The organism is Imperialibacter sp. (genome assembly GCF_040222385.1).
In the GTDB taxonomy this organism is placed as follows: domain Bacteria; phylum Bacteroidota; class Bacteroidia; order Cytophagales; family Cyclobacteriaceae; genus Imperialibacter.
Map to the genome: position 1 here is coordinate 40,677 of NZ_JAVKDF010000027.1, position 22,736 is coordinate 63,412.

The 22,736-nt window shown below is 46.3% G+C and carries 23 protein-coding genes; 15 read left to right on the forward strand and 8 right to left on the reverse strand.

Going from position 1 to position 22,736, the window contains the following annotated elements; genetic code table 11:
* The first annotated feature begins 130 nt into the window (after positions 1-130).
* A complete protein-coding gene (locus tag RIG68_RS13340; RefSeq protein WP_350122952.1) occupies positions 131-550 on the forward strand; it encodes an MOSC domain-containing protein in 420 nt (139 codons plus the stop codon).
* Between the two features lie 46 nt (positions 551-596).
* Here RIG68_RS13340 and RIG68_RS13345 read toward each other — a convergent pair whose 3' ends face one another.
* Positions 597-1,277 carry a hypothetical protein gene (locus tag RIG68_RS13345; protein ID WP_350122955.1) on the reverse strand — a complete coding sequence of 227 codons (681 nt, stop codon included), beginning with the start codon at positions 1,275-1,277 and terminating at the stop codon, positions 597-599.
* A gap of 132 nt (positions 1,278-1,409) precedes the next feature.
* On the opposite strand from RIG68_RS13345, the gene RIG68_RS13350 reads away from it, so the two are divergent.
* The 6 genes from RIG68_RS13350 to RIG68_RS13375 all read left to right on the forward strand — a co-directional run bounded on the left by RIG68_RS13350 (position 1,410) and on the right by RIG68_RS13375 (position 8,316).
* Entirely contained in the window at positions 1,410-2,693 is a 1,284-nt protein-coding gene (locus tag RIG68_RS13350) for a parallel beta-helix domain-containing protein (protein ID WP_350122958.1), read from the forward strand.
* On the forward strand, positions 2,690-3,805 hold the full coding sequence (locus tag RIG68_RS13355) for an SO2930 family diheme c-type cytochrome (protein ID WP_350122961.1): 1,116 nt from the start codon (positions 2,690-2,692) through the stop codon (positions 3,803-3,805). The genes RIG68_RS13350 and RIG68_RS13355 overlap by 4 nt, the downstream gene beginning before the upstream one ends.
* Before the next feature lie 142 nt (positions 3,806-3,947).
* Entirely contained in the window at positions 3,948-4,169 is a 222-nt protein-coding gene (locus RIG68_RS13360; RefSeq protein WP_350078804.1) for a hypothetical protein, read from the forward strand.
* A 160-nt stretch (positions 4,170-4,329) separates the two neighbouring features.
* On the forward strand, positions 4,330-6,030 hold the full coding sequence (gene recJ, locus RIG68_RS13365; protein WP_350122964.1) for a single-stranded-DNA-specific exonuclease RecJ: 1,701 nt from the start codon (positions 4,330-4,332) through the stop codon (positions 6,028-6,030).
* Between the two features lie 15 nt (positions 6,031-6,045).
* On the forward strand, positions 6,046-6,777 hold the full coding sequence (gene lptB / locus RIG68_RS13370; protein WP_317488809.1) for an LPS export ABC transporter ATP-binding protein: 732 nt from the start codon (positions 6,046-6,048) through the stop codon (positions 6,775-6,777).
* 12 nt (positions 6,778-6,789) lie between these two features.
* Entirely contained in the window at positions 6,790-8,316 is a 1,527-nt protein-coding gene (locus RIG68_RS13375) for a GH3 auxin-responsive promoter family protein (protein WP_350122967.1), read from the forward strand.
* Positions 8,317-8,363: 47 nt separating this feature from the next.
* On the opposite strand, the gene RIG68_RS13380 is transcribed toward RIG68_RS13375, so the two are convergent.
* Both RIG68_RS13380 and pheA read right to left on the reverse strand, forming a co-directional pair.
* Complete coding sequence (locus tag RIG68_RS13380) at positions 8,364-8,879, reverse strand: hypothetical protein (RefSeq protein ID WP_350122970.1); 516 nt, start codon at positions 8,877-8,879, stop codon at positions 8,364-8,366.
* Between the two features lie 142 nt (positions 8,880-9,021).
* Positions 9,022-10,086 carry a prephenate dehydratase gene (gene pheA, locus RIG68_RS13385; RefSeq protein WP_152001544.1) on the reverse strand — a complete coding sequence of 355 codons (1,065 nt, stop codon included), beginning with the start codon at positions 10,084-10,086 and terminating at the stop codon, positions 9,022-9,024.
* Between the two features lie 263 nt (positions 10,087-10,349).
* Between pheA and glyA the strand changes: the two genes are divergently transcribed.
* The 3 genes from glyA to rpiB are packed head-to-tail and all read left to right on the forward strand — an operon-like array spanning position 10,350 to position 12,899.
* Positions 10,350-11,621: a serine hydroxymethyltransferase gene (glyA, locus tag RIG68_RS13390; protein WP_350122973.1), complete on the forward strand. Its 1,272-nt coding sequence runs from the start codon at positions 10,350-10,352 to the stop codon at positions 11,619-11,621.
* A 40-nt stretch (positions 11,622-11,661) separates the two neighbouring features.
* Positions 11,662-12,468 carry a twin-arginine translocase subunit TatC gene (gene tatC / locus RIG68_RS13395; RefSeq protein ID WP_350123380.1) on the forward strand — a complete coding sequence of 269 codons (807 nt, stop codon included), beginning with the start codon at positions 11,662-11,664 and terminating at the stop codon, positions 12,466-12,468.
* Complete coding sequence (gene rpiB, locus RIG68_RS13400; RefSeq protein ID WP_350122976.1) at positions 12,465-12,899, forward strand: ribose 5-phosphate isomerase B; 435 nt, start codon at positions 12,465-12,467, stop codon at positions 12,897-12,899. Before tatC ends, rpiB begins: the two co-directional genes overlap by 4 nt.
* Here the strand turns inward: rpiB and RIG68_RS13405 are convergent, their stop codons facing one another.
* Positions 12,900-14,264, reverse strand: a complete 1,365-nt coding sequence (locus tag RIG68_RS13405) for a hypothetical protein (protein WP_350122979.1) — start codon at positions 14,262-14,264, stop codon at positions 12,900-12,902.
* Between the two features lie 130 nt (positions 14,265-14,394).
* On the opposite strand from RIG68_RS13405, the gene rbfA reads away from it, so the two are divergent.
* From rbfA to RIG68_RS13425, 4 genes are all read left to right on the forward strand, one after another.
* On the forward strand, positions 14,395-14,778 hold the full coding sequence (gene rbfA / locus RIG68_RS13410; protein ID WP_350078819.1) for a 30S ribosome-binding factor RbfA: 384 nt from the start codon (positions 14,395-14,397) through the stop codon (positions 14,776-14,778).
* Positions 14,779-14,790: 12 nt separating this feature from the next.
* Positions 14,791-16,014, forward strand: coding sequence for an FtsX-like permease family protein (locus tag RIG68_RS13415; protein ID WP_350122982.1), 1,224 nt, complete (start codon positions 14,791-14,793; stop codon positions 16,012-16,014).
* 197 nt (positions 16,015-16,211) lie between these two features.
* A complete protein-coding gene (locus tag RIG68_RS13420; RefSeq protein WP_350122985.1) occupies positions 16,212-19,157 on the forward strand; it encodes a DEAD/DEAH box helicase in 2,946 nt (981 codons plus the stop codon).
* Positions 19,158-19,169: 12 nt separating this feature from the next.
* A complete protein-coding gene (locus RIG68_RS13425) occupies positions 19,170-19,346 on the forward strand; it encodes a hypothetical protein (protein ID WP_193218038.1) in 177 nt (58 codons plus the stop codon).
* Positions 19,347-19,402: 56 nt separating this feature from the next.
* Here the strand turns inward: RIG68_RS13425 and RIG68_RS13430 are convergent, their stop codons facing one another.
* Both RIG68_RS13430 and RIG68_RS13435 read right to left on the reverse strand, forming a co-directional pair.
* A complete protein-coding gene (locus tag RIG68_RS13430; RefSeq protein WP_350122988.1) occupies positions 19,403-19,906 on the reverse strand; it encodes a hypothetical protein in 504 nt (167 codons plus the stop codon).
* A gap of 21 nt (positions 19,907-19,927) precedes the next feature.
* The gene (locus RIG68_RS13435; RefSeq protein ID WP_350122991.1) at positions 19,928-20,503 is read right to left on the reverse strand and encodes an RNA polymerase sigma factor; all 576 of its coding nucleotides are present in this window, start codon (positions 20,501-20,503) and stop codon (positions 19,928-19,930) included.
* Positions 20,504-20,617: 114 nt separating this feature from the next.
* Between RIG68_RS13435 and RIG68_RS13440 the strand changes: the two genes are divergently transcribed.
* Positions 20,618-20,944 (forward strand): DUF6249 domain-containing protein, encoded by a 327-nt coding sequence (locus RIG68_RS13440; protein ID WP_152001535.1) that lies wholly within the window; start codon positions 20,618-20,620, stop codon positions 20,942-20,944.
* A 3-nt stretch (positions 20,945-20,947) separates the two neighbouring features.
* Here the strand turns inward: RIG68_RS13440 and RIG68_RS13445 are convergent, their stop codons facing one another.
* Both RIG68_RS13445 and RIG68_RS13450 read right to left on the reverse strand, forming a co-directional pair.
* Positions 20,948-21,874, reverse strand: coding sequence for a carbon-nitrogen hydrolase family protein (locus tag RIG68_RS13445; RefSeq protein WP_350122994.1), 927 nt, complete (start codon positions 21,872-21,874; stop codon positions 20,948-20,950).
* A 10-nt stretch (positions 21,875-21,884) separates the two neighbouring features.
* On the reverse strand, positions 21,885-22,601 hold the full coding sequence (locus RIG68_RS13450; protein ID WP_350122996.1) for a hypothetical protein: 717 nt from the start codon (positions 22,599-22,601) through the stop codon (positions 21,885-21,887).
* Positions 22,602-22,736: the final 135 nt, after the last annotated feature.

The following is a 22,736-nucleotide window of genomic DNA, read 5'->3' on the forward strand; positions in this document are numbered from 1 at the left end:
TCACTACAAAAATAGAACTCTATTGCATAAATTTACCGATCAAAAGCGGTATTCTACTATCATTCAAAGTCTTTCATTGAATTTAGTTGGAATAGTTTGAGCCACTTCGTTTCACCTTACCCACCCTCCCGTGAAAGAGCTAAATGAAAATACGCCGATGGCTGAGCTGATGAGACACTTCGGCCAAAAAGGCACCGTCGCATGGATTGGCGTTCGTCCGGCAAGAAACGAAGCCGTTTTACCGGTCAAAAATGTGAAAGCAACACCTGGAAACGGGTTGGAGGGCGATCGGTTCAAAGGATCGGCCAACAGCCCCAGGCAAGTGACGCTTATTCAGGCTGAGCATCTGGCAGCTGTGGCTTCGATGATGAACAAAGAAAGTGTTGACCCGGGGTTGTTAAGGAGAAATATTGTGGTGCAGGGCATCAATCTGCTGGCGCTAAAGGATAAAACCTTTGCCATCGGCACTGCTGTTCTGGAAATGACCGGCTTGTGCCACCCATGCTCAAAAATGGAAAGGCATTGGGCTTTGGTGGCTACAACGCCATGAGAGGCCATGGCGGCATCACAGCAAAAGTAATTCAGGAAGGGCTGATTCAGGTAGGAGATTCAGTGCTTGCTTCTGAAGGCGATTCGGGTGGCTGATCGTTAGTCTGTTTGCTGTCTGTTTTTTTCGAGTCAGGAAGCCTGTCCAGCTCCCAGTGAGGCAGCAGCAGGTCGTTGAATCTGAGCTGATACTGCTCTATCAGCGTTTTCACCATAAAATTGATCCTTCGCAAGGCGTCTTCCTTGTAGTCGATCCTGTTCATCGGGTGGTGAATAAACAGCATGATCACCGGAAAAGACTGCTTTCTAAACTCTCCCAAAACCGAAGGAATCCGGTCACTTGCCTGCTCGCTGCCTGCCAATTGCTTATTTGTCTGCCGGGCGAGGTCTCCGATATGTTTCACTAAACTGACGTACAATTGCTGCGTTTTCTGAGTAGAGTTTGCATACTCCTCGGTCAGCTCATTGCTGTAGTTAGCCACCAGCTTTAGTCCGGTCAGGCAGGCATTCAAGGTCGGGTACACATTGGGTTGCCAAAATACTTCCCTGAACGTAAACAAATTGGGAAGCATCTCTGCATCATAATAGGAGTCACTCTCCAGTTGGCGAATTAGCGTCAGAGGAACCTTCTCGCTTACAAAATTTCCCGCTACCAGATTGAAAGACCACTTAGGGGCCTCCTCCCCAACAATTTTCAGAAAAGGCCATATCTCACCAAAATCAAGCTTCATAGGCATTTGGAAAGATAGGAAGGTAAGCAAAAAGAAAAAAGTGGGGCTTCATTCATTACCATAGCCGTGTCAATTTTGCTGATGTTTTTTATTTTTACTTTGCGACATTAACATTTTGAACAACACTGACTTATGAAGTACTTTTTTCCTTTGGCTTTATTTACCCTGTTGGTGGCCGCTTGCAGCGAGCCTGTTACCAGGGCCATCCCATTTGAGGAAGCCGACTACACGGATATTTCTCAAGACCTGCAAACACAACTCATCATGGCCGAAGCCGGTGATACTATTATTATAGCATCGGGTCATTACGTGTTTAAGAGGAGTCTTACTTTAGAGGGAAAGGACAGCATCACCATTATGGGTGCCGGAATGGACAAAACCATTCTTTCCTTTCACGAGCAAACAGAGGGAGCTGAGGGTTTGAGGATCCAAAACGGAAACAAGATTGTGCTCAAGGACTTGACGATCAGAGACGCAGTTGGCGACAACATCAAGATACAAGACATCAACGGGCTGGAGCTGATCAACGTGAAATCGGAGTGGACAGGTGAGCCCGAAGAAACCAACGGGGCTTATGCAATCTACCCTGTGATGTGCAAAAATGTTTTGATTGATGGATGTGTGGCTATCGGTGCCTCCGACGCTGGCATTTATGTGGGGCAATCGCACAACGTGATCGTGAGCAACTCTATAGCCTATAATAACGTGGCCGGTATCGAAATTGAGAATACAACAAGCGCCGACGTTTTTAACAATGAGGCCTACGACAACACTGGTGGCATCCTTGTTTTCGACCTGCCGGGCCTCACTCAATTAGGCGGAAATGTGAGGGTGTTTGACAATAAAGTAACTAGTAACAACTTCCGAAACTTCGCTCCAAAAGGGAATATTGTGGCCTCCGTGCCGCCTGGCACCGGCGTGATGGTATTGGCAATGACATCGGTGGAAATTTTCAACAACCAGGTATCTGAAAACAGAACTGCAGGGGTGTCTGTCATCAGCTACGACTTTGTGATGGCCGCAGCAGCAATGGACGAATCGAACAGCGGCGAAGCCCAGATTTCGCAGAATGAAGCCGCTTACAAGGCCGACGAAAATTACAACTCTATCCCGTCCAGCATCTTTATTCACGACAACAGCATTAGCAACAGCTTTACTTTGCCCTCCCTCAAAAGTGATATCGGCTATCTGCTGGTATGGCAGTTCGGGCTCTCCGTTCCGGACATTATGTGGGATGGCATTACGGCTGCGCCAGGTGACAAGGTAATCTGCGTGCAAGACAATGGTGACGCATCCTTCGCTAATATGGACGCAGCCAATGATTTTGAAAACAGCAACCGGGACATTGATGCACACACATGTTCTGGAACTGTGCTTCCGGCTGTTGTTTTGGAGAAAGCAGTTGCGTCGCTATGAGGTTTTTTGTTCCTGCCCTCTTCCTTTTTGCTGCTTTTGCTGCCTGTGACTCAGGTCGGAAAAAAGAAGCAAACCAAAAACCTGCCCCTGCTACTTTAAGAACCAACAACGACAATATCCGGCAAAACAGGCAACCTCTTTCGCTTGGCCCCGACAAGCTGTCTGAGTTCGGCTTTTTCGACGGAAAGCTATCGGAACTGGTGCCTGCCAAAGGCATTGTGCCCTACGACCTGAACATGCCGTTGTTCTCTGACTATGCCGACAAAGCCAGATTTGTAGCCGTGCCTCCCGAGAAAGTAATCAACGTGTTAGACGATGGTTCCCTTGATTTCCCTGTTGGCACCAGGCTCATCAAAACTTTCCACTACCCGGCTAAAAACGAGGCTGGCAGAAAGCTGATGGAAACAAGAGTGATAGAAAAGACAGACAAAGAATGGAAGGCACTGACCTACATTTGGAACGATGAGCAAACGGAGGCTTTTCTTGAGGTAGCTGGCGGAAATATCGATGTTGAACTGGAGCATAATGGCGTGCTGCAAAAAGTAAGCTACTCTGTGCCAGATGTTAATCAATGCAAAACTTGCCACGGCCGATCCAACGCTGTGATTCCCCTGGGTCCAAAACTCTCACAGCTGAATAGAGACTACAACTACCCCGAAGGCACAACGCAAAATCAATTGAGCTACTGGCAAAGCAAGGGCATCCTTGACCTGAAAGAAGAGCCCTCCACAATCGGAAAATTTCCTGATTGGAGTTCTGCACACACCAACGTCAGTTTGGCGGCCAGGGCCTATCTCGATGCCAACTGTGGTTCCTGCCATCACCCCGAAGGCTCCGCCAACACGTCGGGGCTATTCCTAACCTTTGACGTTACCGACAGAACCAAGTATGGCATTATGAAAAAACCCGTAGCGGCAGGCAAGGGATCAGGCGGGCGGCTTTACGGAATAGTGCCAGGCAAACCGGACGAGTCTATAATTGTTTTCAGAATGGAGTCTACTAATCCTGGTATAATGATGCCAGAACTTGGCAGGTCTTTGCCCCACAAAGAAGGGGTGGCGCTTATCCGTCAGTGGGTAGCCGAATTGGAGGCAAATGCACCATCACTCTAGTTTATTTTTGCGGGTTTTAGGGGCTTCCCTATAATTTCTTGTCTTTCAGGAGAGTACACGTTAAAATTAACCAACCTTTAACATGATTTTAACGTCCTAGGAAAAATAAAATAGTATGCTTGCATAATAAATTAAAAGGGTCATGTTTAAGTTAAAACCCATCTACCTTAACGGTAAAAAGTTCATTCAACTTTCTCAGTTGCCAATGCGGCAGGCCAACGCTTTGCTGTCGTGGCTGCCAGGTAAAAGTATCATGCGCCTGATCAACGACGGCGTTGAGCTTGACGATTGTATCGATTATTCCAATTATGAATATTGGTTCGATACATACTTCAAGAAGAGGGAGTTCGAGCTGGACTTTTGATATTTTTTCAAATAGAATATTGCCACCCGACGCTTCCTTCGGGCATGTCACCTTATTCTCCTCATTTCTTTACAGACTATCGCTCATCAATCGATTGAATTTGTATTTTTGGAAATAACCTGTTTTTCATATTTCCCAAGTACTTCAATCGCAGCAATAAATGAGCAAAAGATGGGTATACAAAGACCTACCTGATCCCGAAACAGTGCATTCGCTCGCTTCAGGCATCAAGGTAAGTGATACCCTGGCAGCATTGCTGGTTCAAAGAGGCTATTCCACTTTCGAAGAAACCCGTGCCTTTTTCAGGCCACACTTGGGTCAGCTACACGATCCATTTCTGATGAAAGACATGGAAAAGGCGGTGAACAGGTTGAGCGAGGCCATTTTCAAAAAAGAGAAAATTCTTATTTATGGAGACTACGACGTGGATGGCACCACTTCTGTGGCACTGGCTTATGGGTTTCTCCGTAAGTATCATTCCAACATCGACTATTATATACCTGACCGTTACGATGAGGGTTACGGCATTTCGGAAACTGGCGTTCGCTGGGCAGCCGAGCATGGCTTTACACTCGTCATTGCGCTGGACTGTGGCATAAAAGCGGTTTCGAAAGTCGAGCTGGCCAACTCCCTGGGGGTCGATTTCATCATTTGCGACCACCACCTTCCCGGCCCGGAACTGCCCAAGGCATTTGCCGTGCTTGACCCAAAACGCCTCGATTGCGATTACCCATTTGATGGGCTCAGCGGCTGTGGAGTCGGTTTCAAGCTCATGCAGGCCTTTGCGATACAAAACACGGTCGATATCCAGGAGCTTTATCTTTACCTCGATCTGGTGGCTGTCAGCATTGCCTCCGACATTGTGCCTGTTGTAGGCGAAAACAGGGTGCTGGCCTATTTTGGCTTGCAGAAGCTTAATAAATCGCCTTTGCCTGGCCTGAAAGCCTTGAAGAATCTTTCGGGTATTCGGGGAGACGTGACAGTGACCCGGGTAGTTTTCGGTATCGGGCCACGCATCAATGCTGCAGGACGTATTGATCATGCGGGTGCGGCAGTGGAGCTGTTGCTGGCAAGAACGGAGGAAGAAGCCGAAGAGCTGGCAGCCCAGCTTGACATAAAAAACGACCTCAGAAAAGGCTTTGATGAAAATATTACCAAAGAAGCCCTGGCAATAATTGAAGAGGAAGATCAACTCAAGAAATCTTTTTCGACTGTGCTGTATAGAGAAAATTGGCACAAGGGCGTTATAGGCATTGTAGCGTCCCGTTGCATAGAAAAATTCTATCGGCCTACTATTATACTTACAGAGTCAAATAGCAAAGCAACCGGCAGTGCCCGGTCAGTGGTGGGCTTCGATGTGTACGAAGCCATAGCAGAGTGTGCTGACTTACTCGACCAGTACGGTGGTCATAAGTACGCAGCCGGGCTAACGATGAATCTGGACAAGGTTGAGGCCTTTAAGGAACGGTTCGAAGAGGTGGTGGCCAGAAGAATCACGCCAGAAATGCTGGAGCCAATCATTGACATCGACCTGGCAATTCCAATAGAGGGTATCAACCACAAGTTTTTCAATATATTAAGGCAAATGGCTCCTTTTGGGCCAGGCAACATGCAACCGGTGTTTGTCTCCACCAACGTAGTTGCCAAATCGGTAAAGCAGCTGAAAGACATACACCTGAAAATGTTTTTGAGCCAGGAAGGCTCCAAAGCTTCGCTTGAAGCTATTGCTTTTGGATTTGGCGAGTACTACGATGCTATTGCTAATGGCGCACCTTTTAATGTGGCGTATACCATTGAAGAGAATGACTTTATGGGAAACAAAACCATGCAACTACACATCAAAGATTTGAAGCTTGATTAATACCGGGAAGGATCAATGAAACTAAGTGCACACAACCTGATAAAAAAATATAAAGGAAGAAGCGTTGTCAACAATGTGTCAGTTGAGGTTTCGCAAGGAGAAATTGTCGGCTTGCTTGGTCCTAACGGCGCTGGAAAAACAACTTCCTTTTACATGATTGTGGGCCTGATAAAGCCCAACGACGGGGAAATTTTTCTGGATGATCAGAACATCACTGATCTACCGATGTATCGGAGAGCCAAACTTGGCATTGGTTATTTGGCACAGGAAGCTTCCGTGTTCAGAAAATTAAGTGTGGAAGAAAATATCATGGCTGTTCTCGAAATGAGAAATATTCCGAAGGCTGAGCAAAAGGAAAAGCTGGAAAGCCTGCTGGAGGAATTTAGCCTCGGGCATGTGCGTAAAAACCTCGGGATGGTGCTTTCGGGAGGAGAGAGAAGAAGAACGGAGATTGCCAGGGCTTTGGCGGTTGATCCCAATTTCGTATTATTAGATGAGCCTTTTGCAGGGGTAGATCCAATCGCCGTCGAAGAAATTCAAACTATTGTGGCCCAGCTTAAGAAAAAGGACATTGGAATCCTTATTACGGATCACAATGTGAATGAAACGCTGTCGATAACTGACAGGGCCTATTTGATGTTTGAAGGAAAACTGCTAAAATCAGGGACTGCCGAAGAGTTGGCTGCTGACGAACAGGTAAGAAGGGTGTACCTGGGCAAGCACTTTGAGTTGAAGAGAAAAGTTTAGTAAACAACACCAATGGAAATTCTCAATTCGATAATGACCTGGGTCATGAAAAAGCGCATCCACCAGATTGAGCTTTTCATGAAATATCCCTTTGAGGTGCAGGAAGAGCTTTTCCAGAGGCTGATTCAGCGGGGCAAGGACACAGAATACGGAAACAAATACGGCTTTGTAGATTTTCGAAATCACGAAGACTTTCAAAAGCGGGTACCCATTGTTTCCTATGAAGAACTGGCGCCCTACATTGACCGCTTGATGAAGGGCGAGCAAAATGTGCTCTGGCCAAGTGAGGTAAAGTGGTTCGCCAAGTCGTCGGGCACTACCAATGCCCGCAGCAAATTCATCCCTGTTTCCCCAGAAGCGCTTGAAGACTGCCATTTCAAAGGGGGCAAAGATCTCATTTCCATCTACGTCAACAACTACCCTGAATCCAAGCTTTTTACAGGCAAGGGTCTCACCATTGGCGGCAGCCAGCAGATCAATCAGTTCGACAAAAACGCCAACTCTTATTATGGCGACGTTTCCGCTGTTATCATCAAGAACCTTCCTCTTTGGGTTCAGTTCGTGCGCACACCAAGCATGGAAATTGCGCTGATGGACGAGTGGGAAGAAAAAATTGAGATGATGGCCACCACCACCCTGGAGGAAAATGTGACCAGCATTAGTGGCGTGCCCACATGGACGGTGGTATTGCTACAACGGATACTGGAACTAACTGGCAAAACCAATATCCTGGAGGTTTGGCCAAACCTGGAAGTATTCTTCCATGGTGCGGTAGCTTTCCCTCCCTACAAAGACCTCTTCAAGGCGCTCATCCCCTCAGATGGCATGCGCTACATGGAAACCTACAATGCGTCCGAGGGCTTTTTTGGCATACAAGACCAAAGGAACTCAGACGAGATGCTCCTGATGCTCGATTACGGCATCTTTTATGAGTTTGTCCCTTTTGAAGAAATTGGCAACGATAGCCCCAAAGCACTCACGCTGGAACAGGTGGAAATTGGCGTCAATTATGCGATGATCATTACCACCAACGCTGGGCTCTGGAGGTACAGAATTGGTGACACGGTTAAGTTTACCTCTATCAGCCCTTTCCGGGTCAAAATCAGTGGCCGGACAAAGCATTTTATCAATGCCTTCGGTGAAGAGCTGATTATCGAGAATGCAGAAACGGCGATTACTGAAGCATGCAGGGAAACCTCGGCAGTGATCAGCAATTTTACGGCGGCACCACGCTACCTGGAGGGTGGTCAAAAGGGAGCTCACGAATGGGTGATGGAGTTCATTAAACCTCCAAACGACAGAACCCGGTTCATAGAGGTTCTGGACACCACGCTTCGAAAAATTAATTCAGACTACGATGCCAAACGATATAAAGGCCTTGCCCTCGAAGCGCCGGTGCTCTACGTGGTGGAAGAAGGCACTTTCTATCAGTGGATGAAAAAAAGAGGGAGGCTTGGCGGCCAAAACAAAGTGCCACGGCTTTCCAATTCCCGAGAGTATATTGACGACCTGCTGGAAATGATGAACGTTACGGCATAAAAAAGGGAGCTATTTGCCCCCTTTATTGTACTGATTTTTTCGCCTCATCATGAATGCCTGTCCCGGATCACCTTGCCATCGGGCGATATCACAATCAGGCGCTCCAGGTTGCCTTTTTCCAGCTGTATCTCAAACCTATCACGGTTGAACCTGCCAACAGAGATTATTTCATTTCGATCAACCACCTTCCAATTGCTATACTGCGAGTGTATCGTTGCTTCCACTGCCTCGGGCAATTGAGCATGCTTCTTTATTTCATTAGCCTTTTCAAACTCCCCATCGGGTTTGTAGTACGCTGTAAAATCCAGATCACTGTTTTCGATGACTACCTTATACACTTTTGCTGTCAAACTGCCCTTGCCTTCCATGTAGTGCAGGTACCACGTTTGATCCTGAAAATTGCTCGTTTCCGGAAATTCATTCTCCAGGCTTTTGAGGATTCGAATGGGCACTTCGCTCCTCTCAATTTTTGTGTTCTTGCCTATTTCAATTTGTTGAGCATTGGCCTCAACCACAATTCCAAAAGCTATAGCCACTGCGGCCAGCATTGATAACTTTTTCATTTTGATGGTTTTTTTGTGTTCTTTTCCAGGCAAGCGTGGCTGTTTGTCACGCTTTGGAATTTGAGGCCTCAAATATTTCCCAGATGAGTTTAAAACGATCCAAAAGTACGTTTCGTTCTTTGCAATGGAATTATTTTTTTGACTAAACCAGCTTCACGTAGCTGCCCAACCACTTAATGTTGTGCCAGTAGTTCTTCACCACCTTTTGGACCCGCCTGTCATTGAAATGCCCATCGAAGTCTATATAAAAAATATACTTAAAGTTAGAGCCTTCTTTGGCTGGCCGACTCTCAACTTTGCAAAGATTGATCTTGGCTTTGTGAAATTCTTGCAGAAACGTAACCAAAGCTCCCGGCTTGTCTTCCAGGCGTGCTAAAATGGAAGTCTTATCGTTGTTGCTTGGCTCGTTAAAATGGCCCTTGCAAAGAATGATGAAGCGGGTAGAGTTTTCCCCGGAATCTTCAATGTTCTCAAACAATATCGGAAGGTCATATTCCTTGGCAGCGATGTGCGCACAAATGGCCGCCGCACCCTTTTCTTCCTTGGCGATTTTTACGGCCGTGCTAGTAGAGTTTACCGGCACCAGTTCTACCCCTTTATCAAAGTGATCCTCGATGAATGCACTACACTGCCTGAAAGCAATGTCTTTAGAATAAATTTTCTTAATGCTTTTCAGGTTTTCTTCCTCAGTGGCAAAAGCGAAGTGGATGGCCAAAGGCAGCTCGGCAATGATGTTGAGGTCGTACCGGCCAAGCAGGTCAATGGTTTCCTGCACCACTCCCTCCTGATTATTCTCAATAGGCACCACGCCAAACCTCGCCCTATCGCTCTTAACGGTTTCAAACACCGCTTCAATGGAGTTAAGAGAGGTGTAAGTGCTCATTGCCCCATACCGGCTTTCTGCCGCCTGGTGGGTAAAACTTCCTTCCGGACCCAGGTAGGCCACTCGTTCGGGCAGCTCCAGGTTTCTCGCTACTGCGAAAATCTCAAGAAAGATGGCCTCAATGGCCGCCCTGTTGAGCAAGCCTTTGTTCATTTTGTCAAGCCTGTCGATGATAGCCTTTTCTCTTTCGGGACGGTAAATCGTGGCATTGGTCTTTCTCTTCAGGTCACCGACCTGCTTCACCACTTCCATCCTCTGAGCCAATAAGTCCAAAATCCTGTTGTCCAGGTCATCTATCTGCTTCCGGTATTCTTCTAGTGCCATGTCCTTTCCCTTATAATTATTTCCTGATCCAACAGGTGTGCGCTGTGCGGATGTTGCCTTTATTTTGAAATGGGAACAAAAATGTACGTTTTTTTTGGGTAAAACAACATATAGCAGCTGTGTCAGTTGGCAGAAACGGCGGGCTTCGCCAAGGCATATTCCTGTCGGTTGTCGCACGCTAGAAAAGGCATTGTAATACGTCTGGTATTTCAATTGGTAAATTCTACTGCTTGCGCTAACTTTGGCCGCAAACAATTCCTGAAATGCAGAGAGATACATTGATTTTTGACCTCATCCAAAAAGAGAAGAAAAGACAAGAAGACGGCATTGAGTTGATAGCCTCCGAGAACTTTGCTTCTCCGCAGGTAATCGAGGCAATGGGTACCGTGTTAACCAACAAATACGCCGAGGGGCTGCCTGGTAAAAGATACTATGGTGGGTGTGAAGTAGTTGATGAGATAGAAACTCTTGCGATTGAGCGTGCAAAGGAATTGTTTGGTGCCACGTGGGCCAACGTACAACCTCACTCAGGGGCTCAGGCAAATGCCGCTGTGATGCTCGCAGTGCTTAATGCCGGTGACGCTATCCTTGGGTTTGACCTTTCACATGGTGGACATTTAACTCACGGATCCCCCGTCAACTTTTCAGGCAAGCTGTACCGGGCCAATTTTTATGGCGTTGAAAAGGAAACCGGCGTCATCAACTATGACGTGGTAGAAGCTACAGCAAAGAAAGAAAAACCTAAGTTGATGATTTGTGGTGCTTCAGCTTACAGCAGAGACTGGGACTACGAAAGGCTCAGGGCCATTGCCGATGAAGTAGGGGCCCTATTGCTGGCAGATGTATCTCACCCTGCGGGGCTCATTGCCCGGGGTTTGCTCAACGATCCGCTTGACTATTGCCACATAGTAACCACCACCACGCACAAAACACTGCGGGGCCCAAGGGGTGGCATGATCATGATGAGGGAGGATTTTGAGAATCCGTTTGGACTTAAGACGCCAAAAGGTGACTTGAGAATGATGACGTCGCTGCTGGACGGCGGTGTTTTCCCTGGCACGCAAGGCGGCCCACTGGAGCATGTGATTGCAGCCAAAGCCATTGCTTTCCAGGAAGCTTTGTCGGATGACTACATGAACTACGTGCTTCAGGTACAAAAAAATGCGAAGGTAATGTCGCAGGCGTTTGTGGATAAAGGCTACAAAGTGATTTCGGATGGTACCGACAACCACATGATGCTGATTGACCTGCGCCCCAAAAACCTTAGTGGCAAACAGGCAGAAAATGGCCTTATAAAAGCGGATATTACCATCAACAAAAATATGGTTCCCTTCGACGACAAGTCTCCGTTTGTAACCTCAGGCATGAGGCTCGGAACTGCGGCCATGACCACAAGAGGACTCAAAGAAAAGGACATGCTGAAAATCGCCGAACTGGTGGACGACGCATTGATGAACCACGAGAATGAGTCCAAACTTTCCGCTATCAAGAAGGAGGTAAATAGCTGGATGAGCAACTTCCCACTTTACAAATAATTAAACTATATCGGCCGTGGCGGAGAGTGAAGAGAAAGAAATGTCGTTTATCGACCACCTGGAGGAGCTCAGGTGGCATTTGGTACGTTCAGTAGCATCAGTATTAGTTTTTTCCGTGGCTGCTTTTGTTTCCAAGGGCTTCATTTTTGGGGTACTGATTCTTGGCCCATCCAAAACTGACTTCTGGTCTTACAGAATGCTTTGCAAGCTCTCAGAAGTAGTTGGAATAGATGCGCTGTGCATCAACGAGCTTCCCTTCATTATCCAAAGCCGACAGCTTACCGGACAGTTCACTATGCACATCACCTCCTCACTGGTGGTGGGGCTAATTTGCGCCTTCCCTTATGCCTTTTGGGAAATTTGGCGATTTGTTGCGCCGGGACTTTACTCACATGAACGAAATTTGACCCGTGGCGCCACCTTTTTCGTAAGCTTCCTTTTCATGATCGGCGTGCTGTTCGGCTACTTTATAGTGACGCCTGTGTCAGTTTACTTTCTGGCCAACTATCAATTAGATCCATCCATTCTCAACGAGTTTGATATTATTTCTTATGTTTCCACGGTAGTCACGCTGGTGTTATCAAGCGGGCTGATTTTCCAGCTTCCGATCGTAATGTACTTCCTGACCAAGGCCGGAATCGTCACACCGGAATTCCTGATCACCTATAGAAAACACGCTATCGTCGTTATCTTTATCGTTGGTGCCGTGATCACTCCGCCAGACCCTTTCAGCCAAATGCTTGTTTCTCTGCCTATCGTGGGGTTATATGAGGTGAGTATTTACATTTCGAAGAGAATTAAACGCAGGGAAGCAAAAGAAGAATTGAAACGAAACGCTAAGTCATGAGTTTAAAAATAGCTTTGGGAGCTGATCATGCGGGCTTCGGTTACAAAGAAAAAATACGAGCCTTTTTGCAGGATGAAGGTTACGTGGTAAAGGATTTTGGCGCCCACAGTGCTGATTCGATAGACTATGCAGACTTCGCTCATCCTGTAGCCACATCAGTCGAAAATCATGAATCTGATTTTGGTATTCTTATTTGTGGCAGTGGCAATGGTGTGGCCATGACAGCCAATAAACACCAGCAAATACGAGCGGCCCTTTGCTGGAAAGAAGAACTAGCTGCGCTCGCCAGACAGCACAACAATGCCAACGTATTGTGCATGCCGGAGCGATTTGTCGACTATGAAGAAGCTGAAAAAATGGTCAAGGCTTTTCTTTCAGTTGAATTCGAGGGAGGCAGGCACGAACGAAGGGTGGGCAAAATAAGCTGTTGACTACTCCCTTCTTATATAGAAGTTAGTCCCCTCTACACTCTCATATCTTTCGCCTATAGCGGGTGCCCGGTCTATTAGCTTAGGCATCAGGCCTTCAAGGTCTACGATTACTTCCGGCTGGGTTTGATTGATATTGTTGAAAACGTTTTCAACATTCCGGTAAAAATCGAGTTGCGTTACCTCCTCCTCGCTCAGGTCCCAGTTAAGGTATTTGCTGCCCAATGCGCTGCTTTCGTAGTAGCTTTCATTATCACCAATTACCCATATTTTCTTGCCTGCGTAGCTAACAGGCAACAACTCCTTTTGAGCGAAATATGCATCGTAAGTAATTGTCTCATTGAGCTTTGGGGGCACTCTAAATATTGTATAGCTCCACCCTAGCACTAAAACAAAAACCAAAGTAGTAAATATTTCAGCCCAAATTCTCCGCCTCATTTCCAATATATAGTGAGCGGTGAAGAAAGCGAGCGGCGGCACGAAAATAAGGAGCAGGTGAGGAACGATTTGATTCGAAATAGCCAGCGTGATGAACCCGGCAATAATATTGATGAACATTACCTGCTGAAACTTCACCTGATAGTTGGCAAACCTTGCTTTCGTGTAAATCCGAAATAGAGAAACCACAAGAATCAACAGTGAGGCACCGCCGATAACCAAAAGCTGAAAAGAGGACATCAAATAATGTTTCCTGGTTCTCCAAAGTCCTTTCATAAACTGTGTGTGGAACTCATCCACTGCGTCGAGCCAATAGTAGTAAGCATAGCTGACAGAAATCACCACCGAAAAGCCAAAAAAGAGCAGAATGTACCGCCGTGGAATGGATCCGGTAAAAAGCGCCAGCGACAATGCTGTGGTAAGAAGGAACGGAAGCAGCGGCAGATAGAACAATACTGCAACACCCAAATAAAGGCCTGTGTAGAGGAAAAGCTCGTCCCGGGTATTGTTGTCTATGCGCCGGAAAATATTGTTGATCGCTAATAAGATGAACGTGATACTGAACAGAATTGGCGACAGCGTGATGAAATCGAATGAAAGATTCATGTACATCATGTAGAACAACGCAGGTGCGTAGGTGTTTTCTTTGTAGGCCTTGTTCCGCAGCAGTACCTGGTTGAATAGGCCCGCCTGAATGATCACCAGCAAAGCAGAGATGACGTAGTAAGGCCAGCGGGAGTCGCCAAACAGGTAAAAGATCACCTGATACATAACGCCCGACAGCGGCCCGATGTCGTCCCAAATATCGAGATAAAGGTGGTCACCCTGAGCCATTGCTTCCCCAACAAGTCTCCAGTGCAGCTCCGGCAACGTGAGTGGAATTCCCCAAATGTAAAATGGCAGCCTTATCAGCACCAAAAGTAGCAGCACAAAAATGAGGCGGTAAGGGTCGTTTATTCTAAAAAAAGATAGCAACGGATTTTCTCAAGGTTATTGTCTTGCCACGAAAATACGTGTTATAACGCCGATTGTGCAAAATAATGCGGATATTTGCCATCTTATGGAGAGCACCAGACAACAAAAATACGCCCGCTTAATACAGAAAGAATTAGGGGAGATTTTCCAGCGTGACACAAAACACATGTTTGGAAAGGCCTTTATCACCATTACGCTGGTGAAAATGAGCCCGGATCTTGGCTTCGCAAAGGTATATCTCAGCATTTTTATGGCGGAGGACAGAGATGAAATGCTTGCGCAGATTAACGAGCGCAAGAGCCAGGTTCGAAAACTTCTTGGCCAAAGGATAGGCAAGCAGGTAAGAATAATTCCTGAAATTGCTTTCTTTATTGATGATACTGAGGATCACGCACACAAAATGGATAGTTTGATCAACAGCCTAGATATTCCACCGGCGGACGAGGAAAATGAAGAGACAGAAGGTTAACGAACTACTACTTTGAATCTACCTCTATTCATCGCCAGGAAGTATTTCGTCTCCAAGAAAAAGAAAAACTTCATCAACGTTATTTCCATCATCTCCATGGTAGGGGTTGCCGTTGGCACCATGGCATTGATCATTGGGCTCTCATTTTTCAATGGGCTGGAGGATATTCTCAGAAACCTGTACGGCACATTTGACTCGCAGATAAAAGTAGAGGCTTCAAAGGGGAAAACTTTTGCAGCCAACAAAAGCCTGATTGATTCAATAGCGGCTGTTCCGGGTGTGTCGATTGTGTCTGAAGTAATCGAAGACTTTGTGCTCATTTCCTACAACGACACCGACATGGTGGCGAAAATAAAGGGTGTTAGCGACAATTTCATCAGCAACCACCGCTTTGAAGAGCACCTTGTTCAGGGAGAACTCCTTCTTAAGAAAGACAAAATGCCAAGGGCCATTATTGGGCGTGGCATTCAGTACGCCCTTTCAATTTCGGCCAACAACGATTTCCTCGCACTACAGCTTCATTACCCTAAAAATGTGAACCCAGGCTCGTTAAGCCCATCCAGCTATTTCAACAAGCAAAGCATTATGCCAGGTGGCTTTTTTGCTCTTGAGAAGCAGTACGACGAGACCTACATCTTCGTCCCACTTGATTTTGCCGTCACATTAACTGAGTTTGGCAACAAAAGGACAAGCCTGGAGCTGCAACTACAAGAGGGTTTCACCCCAGAAGCTGTCAAGCCGACATTGCAAAAACTACTGGGCGACCAATTCAAAATCCAAACTTCAGAAGAGCAACATTCTGATCTCTTCAAAATACTGAAGTGGGAGAAGTTTTTCGTATTTCTGACCTTCTCGTTTATTGTAGCTATCGCCTCATTTAACATCTTCTTCTCGCTTTCCATGCTTGCCCTTGAAAAGAAAAAGGATGTGGCAATCCTCTATGCGCTTGGTGCCACAGACAAGCTCATCAGAAGGATTTTCGTGTCGGAAGGTGCACTTATCGGGCTCATTGGCGCCTCAGTCGGCCTGGTGCTGGGCCTTACCATAAGCTATCTTCAACAGCAGTTTGGAGTCATTTCTTTGGGTATGCAAAGCTCCATTGTAGACGCCTATCCTGTGCTCATCGATCCCCTGGACGTTGCCATTACCGCTGTGCTTTCTATCCTGGTCACCTTGCTTGCCTCCTACAGACCCGCCTACCTGGCCAGCAAATCAAAGTTTATCGGCGACTTGTGAACCCACCGGCGGTTCATTTTTGCCGTATATAAAATGAATCGCCCTCGGGTGCTCCACCAATAACACTATCAATGTTTTAGTTTTCAACTGATTGGCGAAACTTCCTTGATTTTAAAGTCTAACAGATTACAGAATTTTAATGCTTATTTGACCGATAATGGTTAGTTTTCAGGTTTGAAAATTTTTAGAATCTATTAATGAACGTTTCGCCAGCAAAACCATTCAAATTAATTTATTCTCTGTTCCAGCACGAGTACCTCGGGTATTTGGCGGAATCGTTCGTTGTACAAGTAGATGAAAAAGGCAGGCTTTCTTTGGCTTCTCAAAATATTTCCTTCAAGAACGCACAGGAGTTTGCTGCCGGGCTGGACGAAGTCGACTACGAGATCATAAAGACGATGGACTCGATGCAGCAGGATGCGGTAGTGAGTCACTTTCATAAAAAAAAGATCAAGCCAGCTGAGTTCTTTTTGAAAACCTACGACAGCGAAAAGGGAAACAAGCTGCTACAGCAGGAAATTGAGCAATACCTGGAAAGAAGGAGAGGAAAACTACTGCCCTTGATGGTGAACAAGGAGGTTTACGAAATGGGACGAGATGGTGACCCTGCCTGGAAAAAGTTGGAATGGCAGAACGAACCAGCCACTGTTCTCTTCCACTTCAGGCGAAATGAAGACAACACTCATTACTTCCCAACGCTAAAACTGAACGGCGAAAAGCTTGAGTTCAACAACAAGGGGGCCTACATCGTAAGTAAAAAGCCGGCCTGGATGGTGATGGACAATATGCTGTTCACCTTCAAAAAAGAAGTAGACGGCCATAAGCTAATGCCGTTTTTGAACAAGAAGTTTATTGTGATCCCCAAGTCGGTGGAGGATACTTACTACAGGAAATTCGTCGCTCCTCTCGTTGCAGCTTTTGACGTATATGCCAAAGGCTTTACCATCAACACTGTTAGCTTCCCCCCAAAGGCTGTTATCACTTTTTCTGAGCTTGCATCAACAAAAGAGCTATCACTCTTTTCCGACGAGGGCAATGTGGCTGTGGCGGGCGATCCCAACGATGAAAAAATGCTTTTTGAGCTCGTTTTTCAATACGGCCCGTACAAGTTCAAAGCTGAAAATCTGACAGAAGTGAGTGTTTCGGTAGAGCAAAACGGAGACGATTACACATTTCACAGGGTCAATCGTGACCTGGCAAGAGAGCGGGAAATTATTGCCATACTGAAAGAGTCGGGCCTGGAGTTGAAGCATGCAAAAGCTACCCTGAACAAAGGGGAAGCATTCAGTTGGATGTCTTTTACCGCCCCTAAGCTGGCTGAGCTTGGGGTCAAACTTCAGCAAAATCAGAAGGGAGACAAACGGTACTTTATAGGCACGTCCCAAATCTCGATTGAGGTTCGAGAAAATATTGACTGGTTCGACATTTTTGCCACGGTTCGGTTCGGGGAGTTTGAAATTCCATTTCAAACCATCCGCAAGCATATCATTCGGAAGCAAAGGGAAATTACACTCCCCAATGGGGAAATCGCCGTTATCCCTGAAGCCTGGTTTACGGAATATTCAGAGCTTTTCAATTTTGCCGAAGATGGCAAAGCTGATGGAAGTGCCGTTTCACTCAAAAAACATCACCTGGCGCTGGTTAAGGAGTTGAGCAATAGCGACCTGGCTACCGTGACACTCAGCAGAAAACTGGAGAAGTTGCGTGGCTTTGAGGAGATCGAAGACTTCCCGGCACCATTGCATTTTAAGGGCACTCTAAGACCCTATCAGAAGGCGGGGTTCAATTGGCTAAGGTTCCTCAACAGCTACAACTTTGGTGGCTGCCTGGCGGACGACATGGGCCTGGGGAAAACAGTGCAGACGCTAGCGATGCTTCAAGCTGTGAAAGAAGAACAAAACGGCAACACCGGCACCAGCTTGCTTGTTATGCCTACATCGCTTATCTACAATTGGGAAAAAGAGGCAATCAAGTTTACTCCCGGCCTCAAAGTGCTGAACTACACAGGCACACAGAGAGAGAAAGATGTGACCAAATTTGCCGACTACGACCTGGTGCTTACCAGCTACGGCATTGTGCGGCTTGACGTCGACTTGTTGGAAAAATTTTACTTCAATTACATTATCCTCGATGAGTCGCAAGCCATTAAGAACCCATCGTCCAATATTGCCAAGTCGGTGAAGAAACTTCGATCGAAGCACAAACTTATTCTGACGGGAACACCAGTCGAAAACACCACGCTGGACTTGTGGTCGCAAATGAGCTTTATCAATCCTGGACTTTTGGGAAATCAGGCATTTTTCAAAAATGAGTTTCTTAACCCGATTGAAAAAAAGAACGACGAAAAGAAGGTTCAGAAGCTTTACGCCATTATAAAACCGTTTATTCTGCGGAGGAAGAAAAACCAGGTGGCTACTGAGCTGCCCGAGAAGGTTGAGAACGTTCAGTATTGCACCATGACTGCCATGCAGGAAGAGGAGTATGAAACAGCCAAGTCGCTGTTCAGAAACAAAATCATGGATCAGATAGAAACGGATGGCGTCAACAAGTCGCACATGATTTTGCTACAGGGCCTGACAAAGCTCCGGCAGATAGCCAACCACCCCAAGCTCGTTGATCCCGACTATGGTGGCGACTCAGGAAAGATGGAGGACGTGACCCACATGCTGGCAACAGCTGTCGGAAAAGATCACAAAATCTTGGTTTTTAGCCAGTTTGTGAAGCATTTGGCTTTGCTGGAAAATTACCTGAAGGAAAACAGAATTACCTATTGCTATCTCGACGGCTCCACCAAGGACCGCCAGGCACAGGTAGAGAAGTTTCAAAATGATCCCTCTATTAAGGTGTTCCTAATCTCTCTGAAAGCAGGAGGTTTAGGACTAAACTTAACCAAGGCCGATTATGTGTTCCTCCTCGACCCCTGGTGGAACCCGGCCGTGGAGGCACAGGCCGTGGACAGAGCGCACAGAATTGGGCAGGAAAACAAGGTTTTTACCTACAAATTCATCACGAAGAACACTGTAGAGGAGAAAATATTGGCACTTCAGCAGTCAAAAATGAAGCTGGCTACGGAATTAATTAGCACCGAAGAGAGTTTTGTAAAAAATCTTTCGAAAGAAGATATCCAGAATCTATTAACCTAAAAACCACTAGTAATGACTGATCAGGAAAAAACCACCGTTGAAGGCGAAATCGCAACACTGGAAGGCAAGCTTACCGGCGACATGTTTCAAGACATGGAGATCAGGGATAAAATCCATAACCTCAAAATGACACTTGAGGGAGTCCGCCCGAGCAACTCTGAATTTGAGTGCGTGGGCTGTGGGAGCTAATGAATACCCTTCGGTAATATTTTCTGACCTGCCCCTCCGCAACCGCTATCTCGAAGCTAAAAGAGAGACGGCAGGTTAGGTTTGAACTTCCCACCTAAAAATTTGTCAGCCACCAGCAAGACAGCAATGGCCGTGGCAATAACCACAAGCTGAATAAGCGCTGGATTGTCGATTGTTTCGAGCATGGGAGCAAAGTCGAACGCTGGGAGTTCAGGAAGGTAATTGGGCTCTACGGTTGGGGGCGGCGCCGTTTCCTGAAATAAAGGCAATATGCTAAGTACCCCAGCAAACATAGCTGCAAAAATCCCCAGTGCCATCCAAAGAAGTCGGTTGCTCTTACTGGCCCTGGCTCTTCCGGCCTCTATCCTATTCATAATGTTATCGGTGAAAAGCATATCATCGAATTCCATCATGTTATGTTCAGCCATTAGCTTGTCAGCATTTTGCATGCTTATCAACTGCTTTTGCAAAATGTTGTCCTTGCTTATTTGCTTCTCCAGCTCCTTCCTCTCACCAGCTGGAAGTTTATCTTCTAAATAGTCGAATAATTTTTGTTCCATGTTTTCCATTGCCTTTTCTTTTTAGGTCAATGAGGTTATTTCCTCTTTCAAGCACTTTCCCAGCCATTCGGCCAGCTTTTTTCGTGCCCTGAAAATTTTTACTTTAACATTGTTGGGGGCAAACCCAGTAATTTTTTCTATCTCCTCCAGCGTTAGCTCCTGAAAGTAATAGAGTGTAATCAAAAACGCATCATCCTCAGGCAACCTTTCAATCGCTTTGTTGATCCAGGCCCTCCTTTCCTTTTGAGAAAGCAGCTCACTGGAGTTCATGCCGTCCGCATCTAAAACGCCAGAAGCCTTATCAATATCTGTTTCAGGCAACCTCTTTTTTCTCTTTTTACTTATAGCAGTGTTAAAAACAATTCTATAAAGCCATGTGCTGAATTTAGCGTCGCCTTTGAACGACGAAATATTGTTATAGGCCTTAACAAAAGAGTCCTGTGCGACCTCCTGAGCATCTTCATGCGAGCAAACCACCCTGAGGGCAAGCGTGTAAACATAGCTTTTGTGCCTGTCTACCAAATGGCGAAAGTAGGCAGATTCCCCCTTTTTAATAAAGGTGATTAGCTCCTCTTCAGTATAACTAGTTTTTGACACCGGCCCTATGACGCACGTTTAGACACAGAAGTTACCGAAAAAAATAATAAAGTTTCATTTGTAACCGCCGCAGGAAGCCGGGCGTCATAGGGGCAAATCAAAACTTAAAATATCATGCACGGACCAGAAGTATTAATCCCATTAGCGCTGTTTACCTCCATTGCCATCACCATCATCTTTTGGAGGAAGTTTCTTAACGAAGAAAGACTAGCTGCCATCGAGAAGGGTGCCGACCCCAATGTTTTCAGAGGGAAGTCAACCAATAGCATTGCACTTAAATTTGGCTTGCTGTTTATTGGTGTAGGCTGCGGAATTTTATTTGGAGGTCTTATTGAAGGCTTTTTCAGAGATGAAGAGGTGGCCTATTTTTCCATGATTTTCATCTTCGGAGGCGCAGGACTTTTTATCTCACACAAAATGGAACAGAAGGAGAATCAATAGAATTTATTGGTTCCTCTTGCTATTTACCTGGAAGTCAAAAATATCAGTCCTTTTATAATGACCCGTTACATCAAGGGTCATTTTTTCCTTTATAGTTTCCCGTAACGGCAACTGGACTTCAAGTATAGTTTCAGAATCGAACATAGGTTCCTGGAGGTAAAACCCGTCCGGTGCTACCACACAGCTTCCGCCTTTTAAAAGAAAGCTTTCGGGGTTAGCTTTTAGGTCATCGGGTAACCCCAGCACTGAGGGTATGTCTTTCGCTCTCAGTATCTGCCCAACGGCCAGCACAAAACACCGGCCCTCAAAAGCGTATTGACGGCTGGCTACCTGGTGCATTTCGTGTACCGTGGGCCACAACGAAATATGAACCTGCTCGCCGGTTTCGTGCATAGCTTGCCGGGTCAGAGGCATCCAATGCTCCCAGCAAATGAGCCCACCTACTCTAGCACCGGCCACTTCCGCTGACCGCAATCCGTTTCCATCACCGACACCATAGATCAATTTTTCTGTGAAAGTCGGCATCAGCTTTCGGTGATGCACCACTAGCTCACCAGCCGAGTTGATTAGGGCCATTGAGTTAAACAACGTTCCACTGGCATTTCCGCTGCCTTTTTTCTCATTGATTCCAATGCAAACAGCTATACCAAGTTCGGCAGCTTCCTGCTGTAAAGCCGCCATTTCAGGCCCGTCGATCACAATCGCATTTTCATAGGTTTTTGCGAAGACCTCCTTTGTTGGCTCGTGGTTCCAAAGAGCAGCTCCGGGGCAGTAGTCGAGCCAGGCCGGGTAGCCACTTAGCCAGCTTTCCCCAAAAACCGCCAGCACATTGCCACCACTAGCCGCCTCCTTTATCAGCGCAAGGGCTTTTTCCAAACTCCTCTTCTTGTCAAGGTATTCGGGAGCATGTTGAATAATGGCTACTTTCATTTGGATGCTGTCAGTTAAAAAAGCTGTCGTTGAGAGGATAACCCAAAAGCACCTCGTCATAGATTAAGTCGGCACTGCCTTCTTCAGTGTCCATCACAAACACGGCTGGCACTTTCACGCCTCCGAGATCCATGTATCTGAGGTACCTGATTTCCTGCACGTCTTTTTTTGATGACTTTGAAACGCTGATAATTCTTTCCAGTACTATCTCGTAGCTGCCCTTGTCAAGTAAAAATTCCAATTGCGACTCTTCAGTGTCAAGTGCCAGCTTGTAAAATTCCCTGTTGTTCCATTTTTCGGAGGACAAACTGAAGTGGCCGTCCCCCGTAGCCCTCAAAGGCGATGTTGATCTAAGCATCCAAAGCAGGTCGAACGACTCCTTTCCTTCCAACTCTGTGGTGATGCCGCCTTGTCTGCTTACAGCCCTCCCATTGGCATAGGTATCCGTCCACTTCACTCTCCCTTGTGTCCACTCAATCTTTATCTTATCCGGAAACTTCAGATAAGCCACGAATGAGATTGGCTCCATCGTTAGTGGCACGTACCGCCCCTTGATGCAAGCCGTGCGAAGCTGCTGAAGACTTGCCTCCCCGATCATACGAAAGTGTTTTTCAACTACCTGATTTTGTGCGAACAGCGTGGTGTGGACAAAGAAAACCAAGGTCAATACAAACCCCGCCACAACCGGCCCGGGAAGATTTTCATGCGCAAAAAGAAGTTTTCTCATAGTTATATGCCAAAAGTAGCAAAAACCAAACATTTCATGCTGTTGCTTAAATCATATATAATATTGAATTAGTCCAATATATGGCCCGAATAGTGACCATATGACTGCATAGTGGGCTTGCTTTTCGATTGAATA